Here is a 23,152-nt window from a genome sequence, read left to right on the forward strand (position 1 = left end):
TTCCATATAGCCCAGACAACCGGCTTGGCGCCTTGTTCCCTGGGTCTATCTGTCGAGTCTATTGCGGAGCCACCGCCGGGGCGGCGACGGAAAAACACGACCAGCTCCCATATCAGAGGCAGTCGGATATCACTGGCGCGGTTACCGCAGACCCGAAAGGTTTACTCAAAAAGATAAGCAGGAATAATTAATTACTAATTTAATTACATCTTGGAATTTTCTATTAAAGTCGTGCTACTATCAGCGTCAGCGTCGCAACTACTGAAGTGAAGTAGCGCCTTCTGGGATGGGCAACGACCTGCCACTACAGCTATTCAGCTCTGCTTAGACGGCGGCGTATCAATGGGCACGCGGCGCATTTCTATAACAATGATGACGGAAGCGATGAAACCTTTTCCCGACCGACGGCCAAAGTTCACCAACCTGATGAAGGTCGCGGTGATGGGTGCCTCGGTACTCCCCCTCCCGGCGGTGGATGGGCTCGGCGAGAAAATTACCCGCATCAACGATTTGCGCCCGGACGATCTGGTGTTCCTGAAAAACACCTACGGTAACTGGACCGAAGTTGTGCTCACCCACGCCGGCATAGCGCTCGGCGACAGTACCTACATTCACCGCCTCACCTCTAACGATGGGGTGGTAGGAATTCAGCCCATCCCTGCCGACGTTTTTTTACTCGGCAATCAGAATTAAGGAATCGCTATGCCAACCCATGTACTATCCTCAGCGTGGAAGAAATCCCTGCTTGCAGCAGGCTGTGCGGTCACCCTGAGCGCCTGTAGCTCCGGCGGTTTCAACCACTCCAGCAACGCCTACGACATTGAAACTGTGGCATCGCAAAATGCCAGTGAGCGGGTGCGCTTTCTGGTGCTGCACTATACCGCCAGCGACTTCGCCTCTTCGCTGCACATACTTACCCAACCCAGCGAGCACCCGGTCAGCTCCCACTATCTGATTCCCGAAAACGGCGATGCCAGTTACCCCCACAAGGATTTGCGAGTCTACCAGCTGGTGGACGAGAACCGCCGCGCCTGGCACGCAGGCCCCGGTAAATGGAACGACCGCACTCAAGTCAATGACCAGTCCATCGGTATCGAGATCGTCAACAAAAGCTATTGCGAACCGCCGGTGGAAACCGGCACAGTGAAACCCGGAAAAGAGAACTGTTTTTTCCCTGAGTTCGATCCCCAGCAAATCGATCTGTTGATTGATCTGTCAAAGGATATTCTCGCCCGCTATCCGGATATCCGCCCCACTAATGTCGTCGGCCACGGCGACGTCAAACCTGAATTTAAGATAGATCCGGGCCCCAAGTTCCCGTGGCAGAAGCTGGCGCAAGCCGGCATCGGCGCCTGGTACGACGACGATACGGTTAAACGGCACCTGGATTATCTGCAGGGCAATACCACCAGCGACCGGCAGAGTATCCGCCACCACTTCGCCCAGTGGCTGGCGGATTACGGCTACGGTATCGATCCGGACAATACCAGTGACGAAGAGATCAGCATCTATACCCGTGCCTTTCAGTATCACTTCCGCCCCTGGAAAGTGGACGGTGAGGTGGATAACCAGTCCCGCGCGATCCTTCTGGCACTACTGGAAAAGTACTACCCCCGCAAGCTCAGCAGCTACAAGGACATAGATACAGGTATAGTGGCGGAGCTCAGTAGCCCGGCAAGCAATTAGGGCCTGTTGACACTCCTGCTTCTGCTGCTCTCCGGTACCGCGGCACCGAATCGGAGAACAGCTTCCCTTATTGGAAACAGGTCGAAAATCGCTTGGGAACCTCTGACTAACGCATTAATGCCTCAGCGAAGTTCGGCGATGTGCTGCAAACTGTGCCGGCGAAATTCAACTTGCGGCCGTTTGTCAACGCCGCGACAGCGCTTCGCGAATTTCGCGGATAACCGCGACGGCCTGCGGATTGTCTCCGTGGACGCATAGGGTATCGGCGGCGACCTGGAGGCGGGAGCCATCACTGGCGGTAACGCCACCCCGGGCAAGTTCCTGCGCCTGGTGAATAATTTCCGCCGTAGTCTCCAGCACTGCACCCGCTTGGGTGCGGGACAGCAAGCTGCCATCCGGCCCATAGCGCCGGTCGGCAAAGGCTTCTAGCAGCAACTCCACACCATATTCCGCCGCCAGCTGCCGATACCGATCAATTTGGGGGGAGGCCAGAATCATCAGCGGCAGAGCGCTGTCGAATTGTGCAACGGCTTCCAGCAGCGCGCGCATCACGGCCTGGTCGCGCAGCGTATCCCAATAGAGGGCACCGTGGGGTTTGACGTACTGCACCAACGTGCCTTCGGCGCGACAGAGCCCCTGCAGAGCACCCAACTGATAGATAACCATGGCGGTGATTTCTTCCGGCTGACAAGCCATGGAGCGGCGCCCGAAGCCCGCCAGATCCGGGTAACCGGGGTGTGCGCCTATCTGCACACCATTGGCCTTCGCCAACCTTATCGAACCCTGCAGAGAGAGGGGGTCGCCGGCGTGATAGCCACAGGCGATGTTGGCCATGTCGATATAGGGCATAACCTCTGCCTCATCTGCCAGCCGCCAGATACCGTAGCCTTCGCCGAGGTCGCAGTTGAGTTTCAAGTACTTGGCTCCCATCCGCAGGAATTTATGCCGGACTAGGATAGCATTGACAGAAGCTGACGACAGCGCTCGCGAACGAGCGGGGCCGCCCGTCGCAACTTGGCGCCTCGCTGCGCCGGCCTGGATTAATCAGAAGTTCCCCGGGGATTTAAAACCCGGATTGCAGCGTTTGCGCGGCGTTTCTAAGGGTGGTGACCACCGCCTCGCCACTGAAAGCCGGCAGGCCATCCTCCGATGCTGTGGCCATACCGGTGACACTGTCGACAATACCGCTCCGGCTCAGCACTTCCAACAGGGGGGTCAGGTGAAGGTTTCGCAGCAGGTTTTTGCGTACAAAGGCGGAAGCCAGTGCCAGCAGACCACAGGCGCCCCAGTTGGCGATATCCGCAATCACCAGTCCATCGGTCCAGGAAACCGCCGGCACTATCGACAAACGGGCCAGGGGATCTGCGACGCGCCCCATTCCCAGGTGATTGCCGCTGTCGGCGATCGCAATGCTGTAGCAATCGGCGAGTTCCAACAACTTCTCCCAGGGCAGCGTTCGGTCACTGATGTCCTCGAAACGCGGATTGTAGTAACAGCCGTCGGCCGCCTGGCCCGGCACGGCGACGAAAATCAGCAGAGTGGGCGCGAAGCCGGCCATATACCCTTGCAGCTGTTCGCAGACATCGCCACTGCGGTCAAGGGCCAGCAGATCCCTTTGATTCAGTTGCGGCAATCCGGCCACGCAGTTGCGCAGCCGGTCAATATAGGGAGTAAAACCCACCAGCCTGGCCTGGCCACCACAGTCTTTGACGCCCTGCAACAGCGCTATGGCGCCGGCAGGTCCATCGGTCTCATAGGTTTCCCCCACCGGAAACCCACTGACGATGACCACCCGCTGGCAGTGCCTTACAAACAATTCCGCCGCGGTGTGCAAATAACCCGGCGTCCATAGCTGGCGTACCTGAGCCATACCCCGGCGGTCACTGCTGACCAGCAGCTCTTCCAGTTGCAGCGCCAGCGCGCTCACCGAAGTTTTTTGCGGGTTCACTCCCCTGTCGACGCCTTCTAAGTCATGCATATCACACCCGCTGCCCCGAACCGAAAAATTTTAACTGAGCGGCCAGCTCGGCCTGAGACTCAGTCAGGCTGCCCAGGACAAACCTGACCTGGGTGCCCGGCCGCGCCTGTGCCAGCCGGTCCAGATCCACCCGATACACATGCCCCAATTTCGGGTAGCCGCCAATGGTCTGGCAATCCCGCATCAGCACTATTGGCAGACCGTTGCCGGGGATCTGTATCGCCCCCGGCGCCACCGCCTCCGATGTCATATTGCCCGGTACTTCGCTCAAGGGTTCGCCACTCATACGCACGCCCATACGGTCGGATTCGGGCGCGACCCGGTAATTGCGGCTGAAAAAATCGCGCCGGCTCTGTGGGGGAAACTGCGTAAATTGATTGGAGGCTGCGACGCGCAGAAAAACTTCGGCTGAGTATTGGCGCACATAACCTGGCGGCGCTGCCAGCAGGGTTTTGCACTGCTGCGGCCCGTAGGGCAGCAGATCGCCCCGGGCCAGTGGCGCACCCTGCAGCCCGCCCAGTTTTTCTGCCACCGTGGTGGCGCGGCTGCCCCATACAGGCGGAGTTAGAATGCCACCTGCCAGGGCCATATAACTGCGCAGGCCGCAAGTTGCCGTCGACCCTGTCAGTAAGCTGCCGGCGCCGACACGGTGTGCCCGCCAGTTGTCCAGAGGCTTGCCGTCCAGCTGCCAGCCGCAATCGGCTCCGGTGATGGCAATACAGGTGTGTGCGGGGAAACGCAGGGCAAAAGGTCCCAGGCAGATTTCCAGCAGCGCCGCCTGTGGCGGGTTGTGTAACAACCGGTTGGCCCAACCCGCTGCGTGACTGTCCAGCGCGCCGCCCACACTCACGCCCAGATGCTGCTGTCCACGCCGGCCGCAGTCCTGGATCAGCGTCAGTGGTCCCGGTCGCTCGACGATTGCGTACTCAGTCATCGGGGTCGCCTCCGAGCGCGATAAACTCCGCCCGTGCCACCGGCACGAAACGCACGCGATCCCCCAGCTGCAGCAGCACTGTCGGCGGCGTGCTGGCGCGGTCAAACAGCAGCGTCGGGCAGCGGCCGATAATATTCCATCCACCCGGGCTGGAGTCTGGATAGACCGCGGTCTGGGCACCCGCTATGGCCACCGCACCCGCCGGCACAAGGCTGCGCGGGGTCTCCCGCCTCGGCATTTGCAGGGCTGCGGGAACCTGGCCGAGAAATGCGAAACCGGGGCGAAACCCCAGCGCATAGACCCGATACTCCTGTGCCGCATGCAGCTGCACGACTTCATCGGCAGAACAATTGGCAAACTCCGCCAGCCGTGGCAAGTCCGGCGCCACCTCGTCATCGTAGTAAACCGGCAGTTCCACTAATCGGGCTTTGTCTTTCACCGCATTTCCCGCATCGCTCACCACCATCGCGCCCAGCTCGGTCAACAGTCGGTCCAGCCTTGTGTGAATCTCTATCCCGGTGCAATGCAGAAGATCGTAATAGACGGTGACGCTGCAGTAGGATGGCACCACGTCAGTGATTACATCAGTCAGTTCCCGGCGAATGCGGGCCACCAGCTGCACTATCAGCGCCAGAGTTTCCGCGCTCACCTCATCGGCCAGGTAGACAGTGACAGCCTCGTCACCGGAATCGACCAGTTGAAACATCCTTTATTCCCAGTGCTGTTCCCAGTTCAGTTGTGCACAGTTGGTCGGATCCTGTAACTCCAGATTGCTGCAATCCGTAACCCACATTTGTCCGGGAGGCTGCGTGATGCAAAAATTCCGCTCGCCGCGCCACAACGCCGCCGCCGCCGACAGTGAAAGACGACCGGTGCGAATATCGGCACGGACACCGAGAGCGCTGTTGTGGCTCACGCCATCGTCCTTTGTATTTGTAGGGTGGGGTGAATCCGGTCGCAGGACGTTTTGAACGCCAGCAGTCCGCACAGGACAGCGGGAATCGGCAGGCACCCATATCGGCGCCTTTGGCGACAGTGCGCGAACCTGTAGCCAGCGCGGCCCTGCCCGTCCGGAAGAACCGCCCGGGGTGGTGTCGGGGTTCCCGAGGTTAGGGGTCACGCCCCTGAGCCGGGAGCGGGTACAGCCCGCTAGCGAAAATCCGGGGGTCAAGGTTCGCGCCGCCACTGGTATACCCGCAGACAGCAGCCGCCCGGGAACCGGGTCGGTAGTCGCAACGCGATCGTCGCGCAACAGTTTGGAGCCATTAGTAATTACCTGCCCGGCAATACCGGTTTCGTCCTTGATTTGCAGTGATGGCGCTTTTCGGCGGCCTCAGGCTGCCCGCGCCATATGCCCACTGGGTGGCCGTGACTGAGTCAGCGCCGAATCGAAAAACAGCGCGCTGTAGAGGCGTTGATCTCCGCTCTGATAGCCTCATAGCCCCGCCTCTGAGACTGAAACACTTCCACCGGCGAAAGTTCACACGCCCGAAATCGCCGGATCACCTCACTGGCGCCCAGATAACACAATTCCAGAGACACAGATCACATATCTCGGCCCTTGGCCACGCACAAAACAATCCCTTCCATAGTGTTCCAAGAGAGGTCCACACTTAAATTAGTAGCTAGAGGTGGAACCGATAGAAGCCACCGCCTTGCTCACCGACTACTGTGCTTCAGGTCCCACCGGCTGCGGACACCTTGTCAGATCGTTGACAAACACTTTTTTAACAGTCTGCCAGGGCCTGTTCACACCTAGGTCTGTTCACACTAACTGAGTTGACCCTAGTCAATATTGGCCGGGGCGTCGGCCGCAGGCATTCCCACAACCGTTTGCCGGGAACCGGACTGTACAGTGACCGGCAGCCTGCCCTCGGGTGTTGTGGCACTGGTCAGCGCGGCAGCCAACGCTGTGTAGACAGGTCCCCGCAGGCTGCCGCCCGGGCCGATAAAAGCTTTGTAGTCGTAACTGGCCAGGAGTAGGTCGGCCAGTTGATGAAACTTAGCCGCTTCATAGGGTGAACGCATACTGATGAAGACAGTTTTCTGCCCGCGCGTGCGCGCCAGTTGCAGGCTCGCGCCGTAGATATCCTGCAGTTGAGTGCTGTCCAGGATCGGCTGCGGAGCAGCCGCCAGGTCTTCCGCACCGCCCCACTCCACGGCGCTCTCACCCGGCACTATACTGGCCACCACAAGCACCTGCGCCGCCTTTCCGGGCAATATCTCCAGCGCCTTGTCCGGCGGCACCAGCTCCACCTCGGCATCGCTGACCTGGGCTATGGCCAGCCGAAAAGCCTCTCCTATGGCGCGGCTTGGCGCTATGACCTGAAGGCTTTTGACTGCAGTGGAAATAACCGGCAGGGCCCCCTCTGCGGGTGGATAGATAGGGCTGACCGCGGCGCGCGCCAGCTGATCCGCAAGTTGGCGATGGGCGGGTTCTGCGAGAACCCTGTGGGCCATGGCGATATTCTCTTCCACATCGCGCCGCAGCCACTCAGTATCTACATACCTCTGCTTCAGAGCGATGATTCTGGCTGCGGAAGTATCGATATCCCGCTCGGACAGGCTGCCACTGCGCACCGCCTCCACCACCGCGTCGATCAACTGTTCCACCTTGGGCAGATCTTCCGCATAGCGGATTTTTATCGGCATCAGCGCTATGTCTGCACCGGCGGCGAAAGTGTGTACAACCGCCTGCTCCGCGCTGAAGTAGTCGCTGATACCGGCCATATCCAGTGCATCCGTCACCACCACCCCCCGGTAACCCATCTGATCGCGCAGTATTCCGGTCAGTATCTTGCGGGAAAGCGTGGCGGGTACCATCAGGCTTTCACCATCCTCGCCCTGCAGGCTGCTGTTATCCAGTGCCGGGTACTGGATATGGGCGCTCATCACCAGCGCGGGGGCGGCGTCGCGGATGACCTTTGCAAAAGGCAGCAGGTCTATTCCCTGCGCCTGCGCCAGCGGACGCTGAACCCGTGGCAGGCCGGTGTGACTGTCCACCGATGTATCGCCGTGGCCGGGGAAGTGCTTGACGGTGGCCGCCACCCCGTGTCGCTGGAACGCCTTCACGCTGGCGGCCCCGAGTGCGGCCACCATCTGCGGAGCTTCACCATAGGAGCGCACATTGATCACCGGGTTGTCCGGATTGCTGTTGACGTCCAAAGTGGGGGCAAAATTGACGTTGAATCCCAGTGCACGCACCTGTTCCGCCATGGCCGCGGCAGTACCCTGGGCAAATTGGGTGCCGTGACCCGGGTAGGTGGCACCTATCGCCATATTGCCGGCGAATGCCGTCGCTTCATCCCGCGGCAACCGGTTCACACGGCCACCCTCCTGGTCGATCGCCAGCAGCAATGGCTGCGCGGCTGAAGACTGCAGCGCGGCCTCCTGCAGATCCCGGTTGAGCCGCACTATCTGTTCGCTGTTCTCCAGGTTGTCGGCAAACAGCACTATGCCCCCCAGTGCGGACCCGGTGACCAGCTCGCGCAGATCCTCGGGCAACACGGTGACGGGGCGCTTACAGCCGGGCTGCGAAGCCTCGGCTGCTTCCAGCGACCGATCAGGCTGCCCCCTGGCACCGCAGTAATAGCGGATATCCAGCATGAGCTTCTGGGCAACTTTTTCTCTCAGCGACAGAGCTGCCCCGACCTCCTCCGACCTTTCGCCACAGCCGGTCAGGACCACAACCAGTGCTATGCAGACGGAGCTGATGAGAGAGCGACGCAGGAGAGCGGGCTTGAAGATCACGGAAATAATCCAGTAGGAATTTATTCCCGTCGAGAATATTTTATTCATTGGCGGCTGGCAAGTGCACTATCGGCAATTGCCACACAGTCGGACCCGGCAAGGCATCACCACCCGGCTCCGATAGCGACTGGCGGGACTGGACCCGCCCCGGTTCAATTCCCCCCTGTGGCACCGGCATTGCACCGGCGTCATCGCTTTCCACCGGGGCCATCAGAAGCGGTCAGACCAGTTGACGCCAATTGTCCACAGCCCGCCTGAATCAACCGCTGGCCAGCATGTTTTTTCTCTAACAGGAAAATTCCGCCCGCTCATTGATGAGATTGCGTACCCGGGATCCGGTATCTCACCGCTCCACACCGAGAATGACATGCGCATGGCAGAGCCTGTAGGAATCCTACCTGCAGGGGCTTTCCATCCGGTGAATCCACAGGGTCACTCTGCACTTCACTGGTGTAAGCACCCCGCGGACTCCTGGACAAAGAGGAGGAGATGACGCCATCCATAAAGCCGGCGTCATCCAGCTAAGCGAGGGACGCGCGCTAAGCCGCTGTCGCCCCCAGAGGCTGGTTGACCACCAGATCCGTGTCGGTGCTCAGGCCACCGCCATCGGTCTTGAAAATGCCTGAATTTACAGTGACTGAGGACTCGTCAAACTGCGACTTGTTAATGTTGCGCTTGCGCAACACCTCTTTTCCAATCGCGGAAAAATTGAACAGAATTTTTTCCACCGCTGCTTCGCGGCGGGTTGCGGTCGGGGTAATTGTCTCCTGTGCCCGTTGGTCCTTGTTGTCCGTCGCTGCGCCCGTATCGGGCGGCTGCTGGGCAAATACTGCTGGTGCCCGTATCAGGGTAAACGCGGAAGTAAAGCAGCAGCGTGATGTTTTACTGAAAGGTATCATAGCCTTTGTTCCTATCCTTATTAGATGGTCCACCAACAGTCAAATGTTCCGTCACCACCCACTTGGATGTCGTTGCAGAGTTTCCGGTACATATGTACGTATGTGACGCTCACTCGCGGTCCTGGGGTCCCCACCCTGAGCGGCTCATGACCCGCGTCACAGATTCCAAAACAACTTCAGCACGAATCAAAATGCAAAGCTCCAATCAATTTCGAGCTTCGCTCCTTTGACCTTCCTCTACCACCTTAAACACCGTTGCATTACAACTGAGTTTGCGTCTGCAACTGCGTGGCAACCACAGAGTAATATTGCAAAACCTCTAGGAATCCAGGCTTGAAGTATCACTGTGTACTCTTTGTGACAGTATGTTAGAGTCGAGGTACATAGGTTTTGACGCCAAGTATCGGGCGTTGGTCACAGAGTCCGAACCATCACGGGTGCGCAAGCCTGTACGAAGTACAACCCAGAACGAAAAGGTAGCTTGCCATGGAATCCCGTTTGCTCATTGCACCCGAGCAACTGGAAGCCTTCGAGGCGACAGCGCGCAGTGGTTCCTTTTCCGCCGCCGCGCGCTCCCTCGGCAAAGCACAGTCCACCATTTCCGGGCTGATCAGTAATCTGGAAGCCGATACGGGTCTTCTGCTGTTCGACCGCTCCGGCCGGGAACCGAAACTCACACCGCAGGGACGCTCTCTCCTGATGGATGCGCGCTGCCTGCTGAACTCCTACTCGCGCTTCGAGGCGAAAAGCCGCAGCCTGAACACCGGCCTTGAAGAATCCCTCACGGTCGCCATCGACGAATCAGCTATCGATCTAAGCCTGTTGGCGCGGGGGCTGTGTCAGTTTTATGAGGATTATTCCACGGTAACCCTCAACCTCTTGCACGCGCCCGGTGACGGTGCCGCACAAATGGTTCGCGACGGTAGAGCCAATATGGGTATCGTGCTGAGCCGCAGTGATTATCCCGAAGATTTTGAATTTCGCGGTGTGGGAAACTGCAGTTTTGTGTTGATCACCGGCACCCGGCACCCTTTGACACGGTTGTCATCAGTGAGCTGCCGGGATCTGCAGGACCACCTGCATTTACGCATGAAAGTCTCCATCGACCAGACAGCCCTGCCGGAAAACGATTTGAGCAATCGCATCTGGTATCTGGAGAGTTATTCACTGTTCATCGCCATGCTGGCCACGGGGCAAGGCTGGGCATTTGCACCACTGCACATAGTCCGGCCCTACATAGAGAGCGGTAGCATACAGGTGCTGCCAACGGATTTTCAGCTGGTTCCCTACCCTTACTGCACGGATATGATTTGGCCGCGTCACAAACCACTTGGCCCCGCCGGCCGGGGACTGCTGGAACAGGTTTCAAAAATCCTGTCGGCACAGGGTGCGGAAATCGCCTGAACTCTGGCTGTGCGCACAACCCGGCGTATTGTTAACCCGGCAACTCAAAGAGTTTGCGGGTCAATAGTCCAGTTGGGGCAGGCTCCAAAGGTCGCGTTTGCGAAGATACTCACTGAGTGGCAGCACCACATAGACAGGCCGGGCCTCCCTGTTCAGCCAGCTAAGCAATTGGTCCATCACCGGCTCAGACAGGGAAGTGCAACCGGCGGTGGGAGCGCCATCCTTCTTCCACAAATGCATAAAAATGCAGCTCCCGGCCCCGGCCATATTGTCCGGGTTGTGGTTAATGAAAATACCCTTGCGGTACTGGTTATCCCCGTAGTGGATATCCCGGCGCATGCCCTCGCTTGAGCCCCGCACCGCCTCAATGCCGACCTCGCCCACATCCACCGTCTGGTTGTAATAGGGGGAGGCAGGCATGTCGATACAATACTGATTCACGTGCATTGGCCGATAGGCAAGCTCTGTCTCCACACTGGAAAGATAACCGAAGGCATCCCCCAGGCGAAAAATTCCGGCGGGCGCCCGGCCATCCCCCTCGCGTTTCTGCACCCCTTCCTGCGGTGCATGCAGTCCCAGCCCCCAGCCCAGCCCGGCGCGACCGATATTGACCCGCGCCTGTATGGAATGCCGTTGCCAGCGACCATCCACCCGGTTGAAAGTGTACAGTTGCCCGGTGGATAGGTCCCAGCCATCGCTGATGGTCAACACCATTTGTGTGCTGTTCGCGGGGACCTTCGCTACTGCGTGCAGCGCCCCAAGTAGGAATCCCAAAACAAACGTCCAGACATATTTATGCATTTTTTTGTACCTTGCAGGGCCAGTCCCAGGCCGGGAATGGGATAAACTTACCACCTCCACATCGCCGCGGTATTAATCGGCGTCGATAAACTCAGCCAGTTGCTGGCGCTTTCGGTCAACTACCAGGCGGGTGACATCGGGTCTGCTGTAGTGGCCGGTGGGGTCGAAGTTCTGGCGCTCTGCCCTAACAGCCACATGATCCAGCTCCGCGGTAATAAGAAGCTCTCGGTCCATCTGAGGCGCCACAACCCAGGTGCCGTCGGGTGCGGCAATACAGGAACCACCGTTTGCGAGGAATTCACCACTGTTGGCAATAATTTCCGCGAGTTCCGGTGTATCACTGGGAAAGTCGGCCGGGCGCATCAACCCGGATACTGAGAGCACGTAGCTCCTGCTTTCCAGAGCCACAAACCTTGTCGTATCCTCCGTGTTGTGCGATCCACCCGGCCACACAGCGACATGCAGATCCTCGCCTTGCGCGTAGAGTGCGGCGCGGGACAGCGGCATCCAGTTTTCGTAGCAGTTGAGTCCGCCGAGGGTAAAGCGACCCAGCCGATGTACCTGTAAACCGTTGCCATCCCCCGGTGCCCAGGCGAGACGCTCTTCGTAGGTTGGCTGCAGTTTGCGATGGGCGGAGCCGATCACTCCCCGCTGGTCGATATAGACCAGAGTGCAGTAGAGACTGTGTCCACTTCTGTTTGCCGCGCGCTCCATAACCCCGAGATAAACGGCAATGCCATATTCCTTCGCCAGCGCGCAAATTGCATCGAGGTGGCCATCTTCAATCACCACACCCTGCTCTAAATATTCCGCGTAGATGGCCTTTTGTTTGGCGTCATTGAATCTGGCACCATCCGTGCGCTCAATCCAAAACGGATAACCCGGCACCAACGCCTCACCAAAAGCGACCAGCTGGCAACCCTGCCTGGCTGCAAGTTCAACTGCATCCGCGACTTTTTCCAGGGTTTTCTCGCGTTTTAGCCAGACCGGCGCTATCTGTGCCAGCGCTACCTTTAGTTTGTCCGATGTCGCCGTCGAGTGAATCTGGTGCTCAACCGCCAATATTTCCATGGAATCTCCTCAGGTTGTGTATTGGAGGCCCCATACCAGCAGCCGGAGTTGGTCATTATCGACCAGTTGCGCCGCAGCGCGGCGCACATAATTGGGGATATCTTTTGACCGGGCAATCCAATCAAGGATCGCTCATCGATTGGACTGGCCGTTCTTGAAAACCAGCGTCAGTGCGCGGAATCACCCGCTTTTAACAGTCATGCGCCGGCCACTGGCCGGCGGCGGTACATCCTTGTGCCACATTTACCCGGCAACTTATTTGGCTGCCGGATAAATGACATCTCAATCCGCGGCCGCCACTTCCTGCGAATCCGCTTTAACCTTTTTCCGGGGCGCTGGCCCCCCGCTGGTGATTTCCCCTGCTCCCACCCGGTGCAGTACCGCGTAAAACACCGGTATGGCAATAAGCGTCAGCACAGTGGCAAATCCCAGCCCACCCATAATGGTCACTGCCATATCCGCGAAAAACGCGTCGAACAGGAGCGGTGACATACCGAGAATGGTGGTAATCGCGGCCAGAAATACCGGCCGCAAACGGCTGACACTGGCCTGCTGGATTGCCGTCAATCGCGGTAGCCCCGCATGTGTCTGGACCTGGATTTCATCCACAAGTACCACCGCATTCTTGATCAGCATTCCCGACAGGCTGAGCACACCCAGCAGGGACATGAAACCGAACGGCAATCCCGACAGCAGCAGGCCCACAACCACGCCCACCAGTGACATGGGCACAACCAGCCAGATAATCACCGGCTCCTTGATGGTGCCAAACAGCAGCACCGAGATCAGTATCATGATCAGGAAGCCCAGTGGCAATCCCTTGCCCAGGGATTTTTTCGCATCGCTGGACCGTTCATATTCTCCACCGAATTCCAGCCGGTAGCCGGGTGGCAGTGCCATGCCCTCGGCTGCACCACGCACCCGCTCAAATGCCGCCATTGCAGTCATACCCTCAGGGGCATTGGCACTGACGGTAATGGTGGGCACACGGTTGCGACGACGAACCAGCCCGTCTTCCGCGGTGGTTTCAAATTTTTTCACCAACTGGCCCGCGGGAATATAACCCCGCTCATTGGGGCTCCACACCAGCCGGTCCGGCAACGAACCCACCTGATTGCGGTCGCCCTCCGGCAGGCGCGCCACAATCGGCACAATGCGGTCCCCGCTCTCATAATTTCCCACACGGTAACCGGAGGTGGCAAACTGTATGGTGCGGCTGACATCCGCGGCATTGACCCCCGCGACCCGCGACCGCTCCTCATCCATTTGCGCGTGGATGGTCAACTCCCGCCCGCGCCAGTTATGGCGGACTTCCTCCAGCCCCTGCGTGCGAAACTCACCCTCCACCTCGGCGGCCAGAGCCCGCAATGTATTGAAGTCGGGCCCGGAGAGCCGCACCTCGACATCGGCCCCGCCACCGGGGCCAAACACCAGGCGTTTAAACGTTATCAGCGCTTCCGGGTGGGCGTCGCGCAACTGCGCTTTGGCCTTTTCGATCAGTGCGGGAATCTGCTCCCGCGACTGGGTGCGGACAATCAGCTGACCATAGGAGGGGTTGGGCGGTTCCTGCGCATAAGTGAGCATAAACCGGTCGGCGCCGCGCCCAGCCACCGAGACAACCGAAACCACTTCAGTCTGTTCCTGTAAAAACTCCGTCGCCTGCTGCAGCGCCTCCCCGGTGCGGTTGATGTCGCTCCCCTGAGGCATAAAGTAATTGACGTAGAAAAGCGGCGCATTGGAATTGGGAAAGAACCCCTGTTTGACAAAGCCAAAGCCAAAATAGCTGAGCAGCGTCACCCCCACCAGCAGCGCAATGGTGCGGCCGCGGTGACCCAGGGCCTTCTGCAAAGCGCCCGCATACCACTGATAATAGCGCCCGCTATAGGGGTCTTCACTGCCCGCGTCTTTATCCGGCTTAAACAGATGGTAACCCAGATAAGGCGTTACAGTGATCGCCAGCACCCAGCTGAGCAACAGCGAAATACCAATCACGGCGAACAGCGAGAACAGGAATTCGCCGGTGGCATCCTTGGAAAGGCCGATACCGGAGAAGGCCATGATCCCGATAATGGTTGAGCCCAGCAGCGGCCAGAAGGTCTGGCACACCACGCGGGAGGCCGCGTGCTTTGGCGATTCGTTGCGCTGCACCCCCATCAGCATGCCCTCCGCCACGACGATGGCATTGTCCACCAGCATGCCCATGGCGATAATCAGTGCACCGAGGGAAATCCGCTGCAAATCCAGGCCCAGAAGGTCCATGATCAATACCGTGCCCAGCACAGTCAGGCCCAGTACTGTGCCCACCACAACACCCGACCGCCAGCCCATGAACACACACAACACCAGTGTGACGATGACGATGGAGCTGATCAGGTTGAACAGGAATCCATCGACACTTTTCTCCACCTCGTGGTGCTGTTCATAGATGGGTTTAATCTCGATACCCAGCGGCAGATTCTGTCGCAGTTCGGCGAGCTTGTTTTCCACCACCTTGCCGACGTCCACGATATTGGTGTTCTCCGCGCCGGCCACGCCAATCAGCACCGCCGGCTGGCCGTTATAGCGCGCTATAAAGGCGGGGCTCTCCTCGTAGCCCAGTGACACATCGGCAATATCCCGCACCGACAGCATGGCCGTGGAACCCGGCACACCGATTAGGATATTGCGTATCGACTCCAGGTCACTGGCCGGGCTGTCCACCTGAATCCGCATGCGCAGATCCTTGCCCTCCACCTCTCCAACCGGCTGGATAGCGCTCTCGGACTGCAGCACCTGTGCCAAATCGTCCAGAGAGAAACCCAGCCGGGCCAGGCGCGATTCGTCGATATCCAAGTAGGCGACTTCGTTAATGACACCCGAGCGGGAGACCTTGGCCACGCCTTCCACAGCCAGCAGTTCGCGGCGAATCACTTTGGTAATCTCGCGCATTTCGCCAGGGGAGAAACCCTCGCCCGTGACCGCATAATAGATCCCGAATACCTGCCCGAAATCGTCGTTTACCACCGACTGGGCCGCACCGCGCGGCAGCTGGCTCTGGGTATCGCGCACCTTGCGCCGCAATTCGTCCCAGACCTGGGGCAGTTGGTTGGAGGCGAACTGATCCTTGATCTGCACCCGTATCTCCGACATGCCCGGTCTCGAGGTGGAGGTCACGCGTTTCAATTGCCCCATCTGCTGGATGGCCACCTCTAGTTTTTCCGTGACCTCTTCCTCCACCTGCCGGGCGTTGGCACCCGGATAGACAGTAAAAACCCGGGCTTCCTTGATGGTAAAAGCCGGATCCTCGAGGCGGCCGATATCGCCCAGCCCCCAAAGTCCGCCCACCAGGCAAATCAGCATCAACAGCCAGCTATACACCGGCTTTTCGATAAAAATATCAGAAATCTTCACTACATCTTCCCTTTCAGGCCAGATTCGGGCCGGTTACCGCGCTGACTGTTGTGCGTAGTTGCGCACCCGGGCGCCCTCATAGAGGTGCTGGCCGCCGGCGGCAACCAATTGCATCGAGGGCCGCAAACCTGTGGTGACCTGAACCTTGTCCCCGTCCGTTACTCCCAATTCAACCGCTGCCTGGGACACCGACTGATCCCCATTGATCTGCCACACGAATGCAGCGCCGTCGGCGCCGGTCTGCACCGCGGACAAAGGTATCCAGAGCGCACTTTGTGCAGGTTTCAGCGCCACTATTACGCGCGCGGTCATGCCCGGCAAAATCTGAATATTCTTTGGGCGCGGCATACCCAGCTCGACAATATAGGTCTGGGTCACACTGTCCGCCTCGGCTTCGTGCTCACGATATTCCAGCGGAAATTCCTGTCCCGGGAGTGACTCAAAAACTGCGCTGATAGAGGCGATGCGCTCCGCATTGACGGTTGCCAGCAGCTTCCCCGGCACCGACACCTGAATACGCACTTCCGATACATTCTGCACCCGAACAATCGCCTGGCCGCGCTGGACATTGGTGAAACTGTCCACCAGCTTGCGGGTTACCAGTGCGTCGAAGGGAACGGTCAGGCGGGTATAGGCGAGATCCTGCTGTGCATTCTCCAGCGCAACCTGCGCCAGCTTGAAGCGCGTCTCGGCCTCGTCAAATTGCTGTTCCGCAATCACCTTGCGCTTGGCCAGGGCCTGCTGACGCGAAACGGTTTTTTGCAGCAACTCCAGGTTGACCCTGGCCTCTTCAACCTTGCGCTGGTAATCCCGGTCGTCCAGTGTGGCAATGACGGTCCCTTTGGGAATAATCTCCCCCTCGCGAAAATCCAGTTTTTCCAGCCGGCCGCGAACCTGAAACGATAAATCTACCGTCTGTACCGCCCTGACGCGGCCGGCAAACTGCCGCTGACTGACATTGCCGTCGCCGGACACAGTGACCACTTTGACCGGCCACTGGCGCTCCACCTGCTCAGTTTCCTCACCGGAATCAAAGCAACCGCTGAGCGGGACTGTCAGCGCCAGAGCGGCGCAAAAAAAGCGCTTGTTACCGGGTAATTTCATCTTATGCATCCATAAACCAGGGCTGTGCCCAAAGCACAAGCCGCCAAATAATAAAAGGGAGTTAATCGAGATCTTGCGCGAGCTTCAGCAGGCGTTCACGCAGTCGCCGGAACAGGGGGGCGTCTTCCTCAACCACCCCGAGAACCCGGCCAAAGAAAATTCCGCGCGCGGCGCACAGCAGCAGCAAAGCCATCTCGGGGTCGCTGGAATCGTCACAGACTTTGTTGCGAATCCGCTCTTCCTGGTTCTTTATCGGTTCCAACAGCGCCGGGTCTTCGGCCACTGCGGCAATCAGTGAACGGGGCAGGCCAGCGGGTTCCTCCATCATCGCAAACAGGGTTTGAATCCGCGAGACCAGCAATCCTCCGGGCTGGTCGTTGCAATCCAGGTAGGCATTGGCGAGTTCGCTCTCGCGCGCCACTACCGATTGCAACATGGCCTGAAGCAGAGCCTGTTTACTGCCGTAGTGGTGCAACAGCCCTCCTTTGCTGAGGCCACAGCGGTTCGCCACCGCATCCAGGGTTAACTTGCGCGCACCATTTTCCCGCACCACATCCTCTGCAGCGCGAATGATGGCCTCTTTATCGACTTTCGACATGTGACCTCTTAATTACTTTTGGTCAAAAAAGACCGGCTGGACGGTATGGTATCAGTGTAAAGCTTCAGGTCAAGCGGTTATTTGGGAGCAAGGCTGCCCACCTGACCGGTGGGTACCGTTTTTACGACGGGAAGGGTATAGCCCTGGCGGGGCCGGACTGAGGAAAGCCCGGGAGGACTTTTTCAACAACCTACTAAAGGGACCAATCAATGGGTGGCGGGCATAGCCCCCACACCGGCGGAATCGCGTAAAAACTGCCACCCCAGCGCCCTGCCACATTCATAGCCCGACTCCAGCAAATCCGCCTCCTGGGTAAAGCGTTTCACCGGGAACTTCTCCGGGGGTGCAATAACGGCTATACGGCAGTCCTCCGGCGGGGAGTCGATAAAATCCAGCGCGGAGTTGTAGCGTCTGCCCCGCTCCAGCACCGCCTCGAACAAACGCCCATGCTGGTGGAAAAACTGCCGGATAAACTTGGGCGCCGAGCCCACCGGCTTCCTATAGCCACGCGCGCGCGACAGGATAACGGTGATGTCCCGGGCCCCCTGTGCATAGGCCCGGACAACCGGGATAGAGTCCGCCAGGCCGCCGTCCGTCATAGGCTCGCCATTGACCCGAGGGAAACCCCGATACACCACCGGCATGGCGCAGGAAGCCGGAAACACCTGGTGCATATTTGCGGCAGTGACCTGCACATAGCAGGCCTGGCCGCTGCGGATACTGGTCGTCACCGCATAGAGCGGTACTCCGTTTTCCGTATAGCGCCGGACATTCAGGGGCACTTCCCTATAGGAAGCGTGCCACAACCAGCTGATATCACAGAAATGGCCGCCCCTCAGATAACGGCGCCAATCGATAAAATCCGCTCGCAGAGCGTGATCCAGCAGCACCTGCCGGCTGCGCCCGTGATCCCCGGCCAGATAGCCAATCAGATTGGTGGAACCGGCGGAGACCCCGATCGCAAAGTCGAAGGGACAGTAATCCGCCTCCAGGAAGGCATCCAGCACACCGGCGGCGAAGATGCCCCGCATGGCACCGCCCTCCACTACCAGAGCGGATTTGGGCCTGCCGCCATCAACCTTGTCAGTTTCCATCATTACACCATCCGTCGAGTTCCAGTTTGTCCACCACAACCCGGCATCCCGTCAAATAACCCGCCGGTCATGCGCCACGGAATGCCCTTTTCAAATCGATTCCTACCGCACTATGATTGCCACAACCAAAATCTGCAGCCCCTGTCTGAGTAATATATGCCGTCGACTGTTTTTCAAGCCCCCTGGGGCCGGCAGCTGAAATGGATCAGCGCACTGAGTGCGGCCCTGCTGCTGGCGATCCCGGTATTTCTAATGGTCGAGGCTCCCGACACACCGTCCCTCCTCCACCATATTGCCGTCGCCCTGCCCCCCGCCATACTGGTATTGGGCGCCCTGTTTGCGATTCGTGGCTACGCGATCCAGAACAACACCCTGACAATTCTGCGGCCTGGCTGGAAGACCCGTATTCCACTGCAGGGCCTGGTGGAAACCCGGGTAGACCCACAAGCCATGGAGGGGGCCACACGGCTGTTCGGCAACAACGGTCTGTTTGGATATATCGGCCTCTTTCAGAACGACAGGCTCGGGCGCTTCAGAGCCTTTGCCACGGACCCGGACAAGGCCGTGGTATTGCGCTTCACCGGCCGCACACTGGTAATCACCCCCGACAAGCCGGGACGGCTAGTGGAAATATTGCGGCAACAACTGTGATGATGCAAAAGATAGCTGCTGTTACTGTGCCCTTCCTATTGAATTGTCGCCCTTGGCATTTCTCTGCACCGACCCCATACTCCATGGGGCAGTCCACCGCTAAAGAGGCATCGCAGGAGTATCAATGAGAAGAGCAATGGTTACCGCGGCCATCTGTCTGGGCGCGCTTTCCGTCAATGCCCATTCTGCCTGCGTAATCCTTTTGCACGGTCTGGCAAAATCCGATGCGTCGATGGCAAAACTGGAGCGCACCATCAATGCCTCTGGCTATAAAACCGTTAACGTGGATTACCCCTCCACCGATTTTCCCATCGAGGAGCTGGCCCACAGAGCCATAGGCCCGGCACTGCAGGCCTGCTCCGGCGAAAGCGAAATCAATTTCGTCACCCACTCTCTCGGCGGCATTCTGGTGCGCCAGTACCTGAGCCGTTACGATATCCCCAACCTGAATCGCGTGGTCATGCTGGGGCCGCCCAACAAAGGCAGTGAAGTGGTGGACAAACTGGGCAACTTCCCCGGTTTCCGGTTTGTGTTTGGCGAAGCCGGCCTGCAACTGGGTACCGGGGCCCTCAGTGTTCCCAAGCGGCTGGGGCGGGCGAATTTCGACGTGGGAATTATCGCCGGCACACGCAGCATCAACCTGTTGCTGTCGCAACTGATACCCGATACCGACGACGGGAAGGTCTCCGTTTCCAGCACCCGGCTGGAGGGTATGAAAGACCATTTGCAAATGCCGGTTACCCATGTGTTTATGATGAAGAATCCGGACGTTATCAAACAGGTTATCCACTATCTGCGGCATGGCAATTTCGCCCGCGACGGCGACGGAGCGGGCGGCAGCGCTCAAGCCCCGGATTCCGATAGGCAGGTGTAAAGCTGCCCGGTAAAGCCCTACGGCAGCCCCTCCAGATCCCGCTCCACTGTTCTCAACGGAAACACAAAGACAAGGTATTCAGAGAGATGCGATGGCAATGGTCGACTTTTGATAGCCTCTCAACTCCCCAACTCTATGAAATACTGCGGGTCCGCCAGGAGGTGTTTACCGTGGAGCAGTTATGCCCCTACCAGGATGCCGACGGAAAAGACCAGTATTCCTGGCACTTGGGCTGCTGGGGCGACCGCCAGGAGCCACCGCACCTGATGGCATACCTGCGCGTCGTATTTCCCGGTCACAAATACCGCGAACCCTCACTGGGGCGAGTGCTCACCACTGCACCCAGCCGCGGCACCGGCCTCGGTAAAGAACTGATCCGCCGGGCTGTCGATCACACCCTGAGCGAGTACCCCAATACAGCCATACGTATTTCCGCACAGGAACATCTGGGCGACTTTTACCGGGAATTTGGTTTTCAGCGGGCATCCGCCCCCTACGACGAGGACGGCATACCCCACATAGAGATGTTGCGGCCTCCCCCCAAAGTGGCGCCAGCCAACGATTAGCCCCGCTAACCGCTCGCGACCACACCACTATTCCTCCGGCAACTTATTGGGTTGCCGGGTTAACAGTGACGCCAGCCGCACTGCCACTCCGTCGCCGGCTTAGAGAATAGAGGCACGACACCCCAATACCGGCGGCGGTCAACAGCCATACGCCATTGGCCACCAGCGCCCCCCGTACAAAAGAGTCAGTACCGAACATAACCCCGTGCACCACAACGGCGAGCAGACAGGCCGCTATGGTTGCCCCCCTCAGAAACATCGACCAGCCGGCAACCGTACCTACAAAGGCGGCCACCACACTGAGGACGAGCACCACAATCCAGAATACCGGTGTCGCCGCAATGGCGAAGGCCAGATATGTCACGGCGCTGAGTGCTATGGCAAACGGAATACCCCACACCTGCGCCACCCACACTCGCTCAAGGCGCGGCACCGCCTCGCCCCGCTGACGCTTGCGTAGAAACCAGATATTGATACCGGAAGCCACCAGCACACACATGCCCACCCCCAGCAGGAAATAGGCGATCTTCACCGCAAAACCGGAGAAGTGACCAAAGTGGAGGCGGAAAGTGGAGGCATACACCTGCTTTCCTGCATTTCCATCCGACCAACCCTCCTGGTGCAACAGGCGCCCCTCCGCGTCGAAACGGTAACGCTCACCCCAGATCAGGCGCCCCGGCACTCTGGTGGAAATTTCCACTGCCTGCCCTTCCCGACCCGGGTGGAAAATACGCAGGCGGTTCTGTTCCTGCTCCGGCGCCAACCGGGACATTTCCGCAAGAATTCGCGAAAAATCCGCCAGCGGCACCTGCCTGGCATCCTTCTCAATCACCGCCTTTTCGATATACAGCATCGATTCCACTTTTTCGACATTACCGCCGTAGAAAAGCCCGGCAACCGCAAAAGCCACCACCTGTGACAGGCCGATAAAGGCACCGGTGACCGCAATAGCAAGGTGAAAAGGCGAAGCCCAGACCCCCAGTCGATTGTGCAAATCCACCTGCTGCAACCGCCTGGAGCCGGCCATGCGCAGGGAAAATGCATCCCTGATAATATTTGGGTGCGCCAGCAGGCCGGAGAGGATCAGCGCAGTCATCAACACCCCGATCAATCCTACCAAAGGCACCCCCAACACCACCGGCAAATTCAGGGCAAAATGCAGGTAGGTAAGGAAATGCGTCCAGTCGTGGGCGACTTCGCCCTGCAGGGCACCATCCTGCCCCACATAGTATTCGGCACCGCCGGCCCGGACCGTCAACCGCGGCATAGCAGAATTGGGAATAGTAAAGGTGACCGATTTGAGCGCCTCACCCCGCTCCGCGGCCAGAGCTATGGCGTTCTCAGTGACGCTGCGGTAAACAGAGGGCTCCACCACCGCCAGGGCTTCCCGCTCGTCAGCCTGCTCCCAGCGTTCAAATTCGTTGTAAAACACCGCCAGTGTTCCACTGACACAGACAATATACAGCAGGGTAGACAAGGCCAGACCCAATACCGAGTGTCCATCGGTCATATCGCGCACAAAGGCGGGGCTTGGTTTGAGAGAAAGTTTCACATTTAATTCCTATTAACCCGGAAATTTATTGAGTTGCCGGGTTAACAACAAGTGAACATTGAACATAGTGTTTCAACAGGTCTATCCGGCCGGCATCAACCAGAGCCCACCAATCAGCGAAAAGGCCGCGAGCGTCGCGCCGGGACGCATCAGTATTTTGTCCGCACAACACCACACAACCGCCAGAGTCCAGACTGTGATGGAACAAAAAGCCGCTGCTATCAGGCGGCTGCCGTCCGCAATACCCAAAACCCCGAATAACAGCAGGCCCGCCACCACACCGCTCACCGCCGGCAAAATCACCACAGCGAAAAAACGCGCTGTGCCCCGCAACCAGAGCCTTGCTGGCCGGGCCGCGCCATCAGCTTTTCGCTGCCGCTCCGGCGCACTGGGGCCTGTCGGCCATTCTCCCGTGAGGCCGATCAGAATAAACACTGTCAGCATTGCGATAAGGGTGGCGATACTGATCCCGTATTCAACACCCAGCGCAGAACTCCAAACCCAAGCGGATAACAACAACAATCCCCAGCCGAGCAAGCTTCGCATGGGCTGCGTGCCCTTGTGGCGCCAGGCCACATACAGCAACAGAATACCTGCACAGGCACTGGCCAGTCCGCCTGTGATGATAAGGAAACCCGGCATTAGCGCCCCTCGCTGTTATTTTCTGTCATCCACTATCCGGCTAGGGCCTGTTGACACTAACACCGGGCAATGCAAAATTCCGGGACACCGATGTCACTGCCCCCGTCTCGGGCCCGGCTAGAGCCGCAAACTGATCGGCCCGGCTAACCACACGATTG

The 23,152-nt window shown here is 58.8% G+C and carries 21 protein-coding genes and 1 pseudogene; 6 read left to right on the plus strand and 16 right to left on the minus strand.

What is annotated here, in order from left to right; all coding sequences use genetic code 11:
• Positions 1-384 precede the first annotated feature (384 nt).
• Together ABVT36_RS10460 and ABVT36_RS10465 are read left to right on the plus strand one after the other, a co-directional pair.
• Positions 385-693 (plus strand): hypothetical protein, encoded by a 309-nt coding sequence (locus tag ABVT36_RS10460; protein WP_368456526.1) that lies wholly within the window; start codon positions 385-387, stop codon positions 691-693.
• A gap of 9 nt (positions 694-702) precedes the next feature.
• A complete protein-coding gene (locus ABVT36_RS10465; protein ID WP_368456527.1) occupies positions 703-1,686 on the plus strand; it encodes an N-acetylmuramoyl-L-alanine amidase in 984 nt (327 codons plus the stop codon).
• 183 nt (positions 1,687-1,869) lie between these two features.
• On the opposite strand, the gene ABVT36_RS10470 is transcribed toward ABVT36_RS10465, so the two are convergent.
• The 8 genes and pseudogenes from ABVT36_RS10470 to ABVT36_RS10505 all read right to left on the minus strand — a co-directional run bounded on the left by ABVT36_RS10470 (position 1,870) and on the right by ABVT36_RS10505 (position 9,247).
• Positions 1,870-2,601 carry a 5-oxoprolinase subunit PxpA gene (locus tag ABVT36_RS10470; RefSeq protein ID WP_368456528.1) on the minus strand — a complete coding sequence of 244 codons (732 nt, stop codon included), beginning with the start codon at positions 2,599-2,601 and terminating at the stop codon, positions 1,870-1,872.
• Between the two features lie 148 nt (positions 2,602-2,749).
• Positions 2,750-3,664 (minus strand): glutamate cyclase domain-containing protein, encoded by a 915-nt coding sequence (locus ABVT36_RS10475; protein ID WP_368456529.1) that lies wholly within the window; start codon positions 3,662-3,664, stop codon positions 2,750-2,752.
• Between the two features lies 1 nt (position 3,665).
• Positions 3,666-4,598, minus strand: a complete 933-nt coding sequence (locus tag ABVT36_RS10480) for a biotin-dependent carboxyltransferase family protein (protein WP_368456530.1) — start codon at positions 4,596-4,598, stop codon at positions 3,666-3,668.
• Entirely contained in the window at positions 4,591-5,304 is a 714-nt protein-coding gene (pxpB, locus tag ABVT36_RS10485; protein WP_368456531.1) for a 5-oxoprolinase subunit PxpB, read from the minus strand. The genes ABVT36_RS10480 and pxpB overlap by 8 nt, the downstream gene beginning before the upstream one ends.
• Before the next feature lie 3 nt (positions 5,305-5,307).
• Positions 5,308-5,514 (minus strand): hypothetical protein, encoded by a 207-nt coding sequence (locus tag ABVT36_RS10490; protein ID WP_368456532.1) that lies wholly within the window; start codon positions 5,512-5,514, stop codon positions 5,308-5,310.
• Between the two features lie 165 nt (positions 5,515-5,679).
• A pseudogene (locus tag ABVT36_RS10495) lies at positions 5,680-5,910 on the minus strand (amidase); the annotation flags it as partial.
• A gap of 473 nt (positions 5,911-6,383) precedes the next feature.
• The gene (locus ABVT36_RS10500) at positions 6,384-8,396 is read right to left on the minus strand and encodes a glycoside hydrolase family 3 protein (protein WP_368456533.1); all 2,013 of its coding nucleotides are present in this window, start codon (positions 8,394-8,396) and stop codon (positions 6,384-6,386) included.
• A gap of 491 nt (positions 8,397-8,887) precedes the next feature.
• Positions 8,888-9,247 carry a hypothetical protein gene (locus ABVT36_RS10505; RefSeq protein WP_368456534.1) on the minus strand — a complete coding sequence of 120 codons (360 nt, stop codon included), beginning with the start codon at positions 9,245-9,247 and terminating at the stop codon, positions 8,888-8,890.
• 486 nt (positions 9,248-9,733) lie between these two features.
• Between ABVT36_RS10505 and ABVT36_RS10510 the strand changes: the two genes are divergently transcribed.
• Complete coding sequence (locus tag ABVT36_RS10510) at positions 9,734-10,651, plus strand: LysR family transcriptional regulator (protein WP_368456535.1); 918 nt, start codon at positions 9,734-9,736, stop codon at positions 10,649-10,651.
• A gap of 60 nt (positions 10,652-10,711) precedes the next feature.
• Here ABVT36_RS10510 and ABVT36_RS10515 read toward each other — a convergent pair whose 3' ends face one another.
• The 6 genes from ABVT36_RS10515 to ABVT36_RS10540 all read right to left on the minus strand — a co-directional run bounded on the left by ABVT36_RS10515 (position 10,712) and on the right by ABVT36_RS10540 (position 18,712).
• Positions 10,712-11,452, minus strand: coding sequence for a L,D-transpeptidase (locus tag ABVT36_RS10515; RefSeq protein WP_368456536.1), 741 nt, complete (start codon positions 11,450-11,452; stop codon positions 10,712-10,714).
• Positions 11,453-11,524: 72 nt separating this feature from the next.
• Positions 11,525-12,523, minus strand: a complete 999-nt coding sequence (locus ABVT36_RS10520; protein ID WP_368456537.1) for a carbon-nitrogen hydrolase family protein — start codon at positions 12,521-12,523, stop codon at positions 11,525-11,527.
• A gap of 282 nt (positions 12,524-12,805) precedes the next feature.
• Entirely contained in the window at positions 12,806-15,913 is a 3,108-nt protein-coding gene (locus ABVT36_RS10525; protein WP_368456538.1) for an efflux RND transporter permease subunit, read from the minus strand.
• A 33-nt stretch (positions 15,914-15,946) separates the two neighbouring features.
• The gene (locus tag ABVT36_RS10530; RefSeq protein ID WP_368456539.1) at positions 15,947-17,017 is read right to left on the minus strand and encodes an efflux RND transporter periplasmic adaptor subunit; all 1,071 of its coding nucleotides are present in this window, start codon (positions 17,015-17,017) and stop codon (positions 15,947-15,949) included.
• A 61-nt stretch (positions 17,018-17,078) separates the two neighbouring features.
• A complete protein-coding gene (locus tag ABVT36_RS10535) occupies positions 17,079-17,615 on the minus strand; it encodes a TetR/AcrR family transcriptional regulator (protein ID WP_367149129.1) in 537 nt (178 codons plus the stop codon).
• Positions 17,616-17,821: 206 nt separating this feature from the next.
• Entirely contained in the window at positions 17,822-18,712 is an 891-nt protein-coding gene (locus ABVT36_RS10540; RefSeq protein ID WP_368456540.1) for a patatin family protein, read from the minus strand.
• 153 nt (positions 18,713-18,865) lie between these two features.
• Here ABVT36_RS10540 and ABVT36_RS10545 point away from each other — a divergent pair, with 153 nt between their 5' ends.
• From ABVT36_RS10545 to ABVT36_RS10555, 3 genes are all read left to right on the plus strand, one after another.
• A complete protein-coding gene (locus tag ABVT36_RS10545) occupies positions 18,866-19,360 on the plus strand; it encodes a PH domain-containing protein (RefSeq protein ID WP_368456541.1) in 495 nt (164 codons plus the stop codon).
• Between the two features lie 124 nt (positions 19,361-19,484).
• Entirely contained in the window at positions 19,485-20,234 is a 750-nt protein-coding gene (locus tag ABVT36_RS10550) for an esterase/lipase family protein (protein ID WP_368456542.1), read from the plus strand.
• Positions 20,235-20,320: 86 nt separating this feature from the next.
• On the plus strand, positions 20,321-20,800 hold the full coding sequence (locus ABVT36_RS10555; RefSeq protein WP_368456543.1) for a GNAT family N-acetyltransferase: 480 nt from the start codon (positions 20,321-20,323) through the stop codon (positions 20,798-20,800).
• Between the two features lie 43 nt (positions 20,801-20,843).
• Here ABVT36_RS10555 and ABVT36_RS10560 read toward each other — a convergent pair whose 3' ends face one another.
• Both ABVT36_RS10560 and ABVT36_RS10565 read right to left on the minus strand, forming a co-directional pair.
• A complete protein-coding gene (locus ABVT36_RS10560; protein WP_368456544.1) occupies positions 20,844-22,352 on the minus strand; it encodes a PepSY-associated TM helix domain-containing protein in 1,509 nt (502 codons plus the stop codon).
• Positions 22,353-22,433: 81 nt separating this feature from the next.
• A complete protein-coding gene (locus ABVT36_RS10565; RefSeq protein WP_368456545.1) occupies positions 22,434-22,994 on the minus strand; it encodes a hypothetical protein in 561 nt (186 codons plus the stop codon).
• Positions 22,995-23,152 lie beyond the last annotated feature (158 nt).

It is taken from the genome of Microbulbifer sp. TYP-18 (assembly GCF_040932045.1).
Classification (GTDB): domain Bacteria; phylum Pseudomonadota; class Gammaproteobacteria; order Pseudomonadales; family Cellvibrionaceae; genus Microbulbifer.

What these genes read in the sequence shown, in the direction of transcription:
- ABVT36_RS10545 (WP_368456541.1), top strand. Translation starts at nt 18,866, where the DNA reads ATGCCGTCGACTGTTTTTCAAGCCCCCTGGGGCCGGCAGCTGAAATGG.
- ABVT36_RS10505 (WP_368456534.1), bottom strand. Translation starts at nt 9,247, where the DNA reads ATGATACCTTTCAGTAAAACATCACGCTGCTGCTTTACTTCCGCGTTT.
- pxpB (WP_368456531.1), bottom strand. Translation starts at nt 5,304, where the DNA reads ATGTTTCAACTGGTCGATTCCGGTGACGAGGCTGTCACTGTCTACCTG.
- ABVT36_RS10520 (WP_368456537.1), bottom strand. Translation starts at nt 12,523, where the DNA reads ATGGAAATATTGGCGGTTGAGCACCAGATTCACTCGACGGCGACATCG.
- ABVT36_RS10535 (WP_367149129.1), bottom strand. Translation starts at nt 17,615, where the DNA reads ATGTCGAAAGTCGATAAAGAGGCCATCATTCGCGCTGCAGAGGATGTG.
- ABVT36_RS10540 (WP_368456540.1), bottom strand. Translation starts at nt 18,712, where the DNA reads ATGATGGAAACTGACAAGGTTGATGGCGGCAGGCCCAAATCCGCTCTG.
- ABVT36_RS10515 (WP_368456536.1), bottom strand. Translation starts at nt 11,452, where the DNA reads ATGCATAAATATGTCTGGACGTTTGTTTTGGGATTCCTACTTGGGGCG.
- ABVT36_RS10530 (WP_368456539.1), bottom strand. Translation starts at nt 17,017, where the DNA reads ATGAAATTACCCGGTAACAAGCGCTTTTTTTGCGCCGCTCTGGCGCTG.
- ABVT36_RS10510 (WP_368456535.1), top strand. Translation starts at nt 9,734, where the DNA reads ATGGAATCCCGTTTGCTCATTGCACCCGAGCAACTGGAAGCCTTCGAG.
- ABVT36_RS10460 (WP_368456526.1), top strand. Translation starts at nt 385, where the DNA reads ATGAAACCTTTTCCCGACCGACGGCCAAAGTTCACCAACCTGATGAAG.
- ABVT36_RS10480 (WP_368456530.1), bottom strand. Translation starts at nt 4,598, where the DNA reads ATGACTGAGTACGCAATCGTCGAGCGACCGGGACCACTGACGCTGATC.
- ABVT36_RS10465 (WP_368456527.1), top strand. Translation starts at nt 703, where the DNA reads ATGCCAACCCATGTACTATCCTCAGCGTGGAAGAAATCCCTGCTTGCA.
- ABVT36_RS10550 (WP_368456542.1), top strand. Translation starts at nt 19,485, where the DNA reads ATGAGAAGAGCAATGGTTACCGCGGCCATCTGTCTGGGCGCGCTTTCC.
- ABVT36_RS10475 (WP_368456529.1), bottom strand. Translation starts at nt 3,664, where the DNA reads ATGCATGACTTAGAAGGCGTCGACAGGGGAGTGAACCCGCAAAAAACT.
- ABVT36_RS10555 (WP_368456543.1), top strand. Translation starts at nt 20,321, where the DNA reads ATGCGATGGCAATGGTCGACTTTTGATAGCCTCTCAACTCCCCAACTC.
- ABVT36_RS10565 (WP_368456545.1), bottom strand. Translation starts at nt 22,994, where the DNA reads ATGCCGGGTTTCCTTATCATCACAGGCGGACTGGCCAGTGCCTGTGCA.
- ABVT36_RS10500 (WP_368456533.1), bottom strand. Translation starts at nt 8,396, where the DNA reads ATGAATAAAATATTCTCGACGGGAATAAATTCCTACTGGATTATTTCC.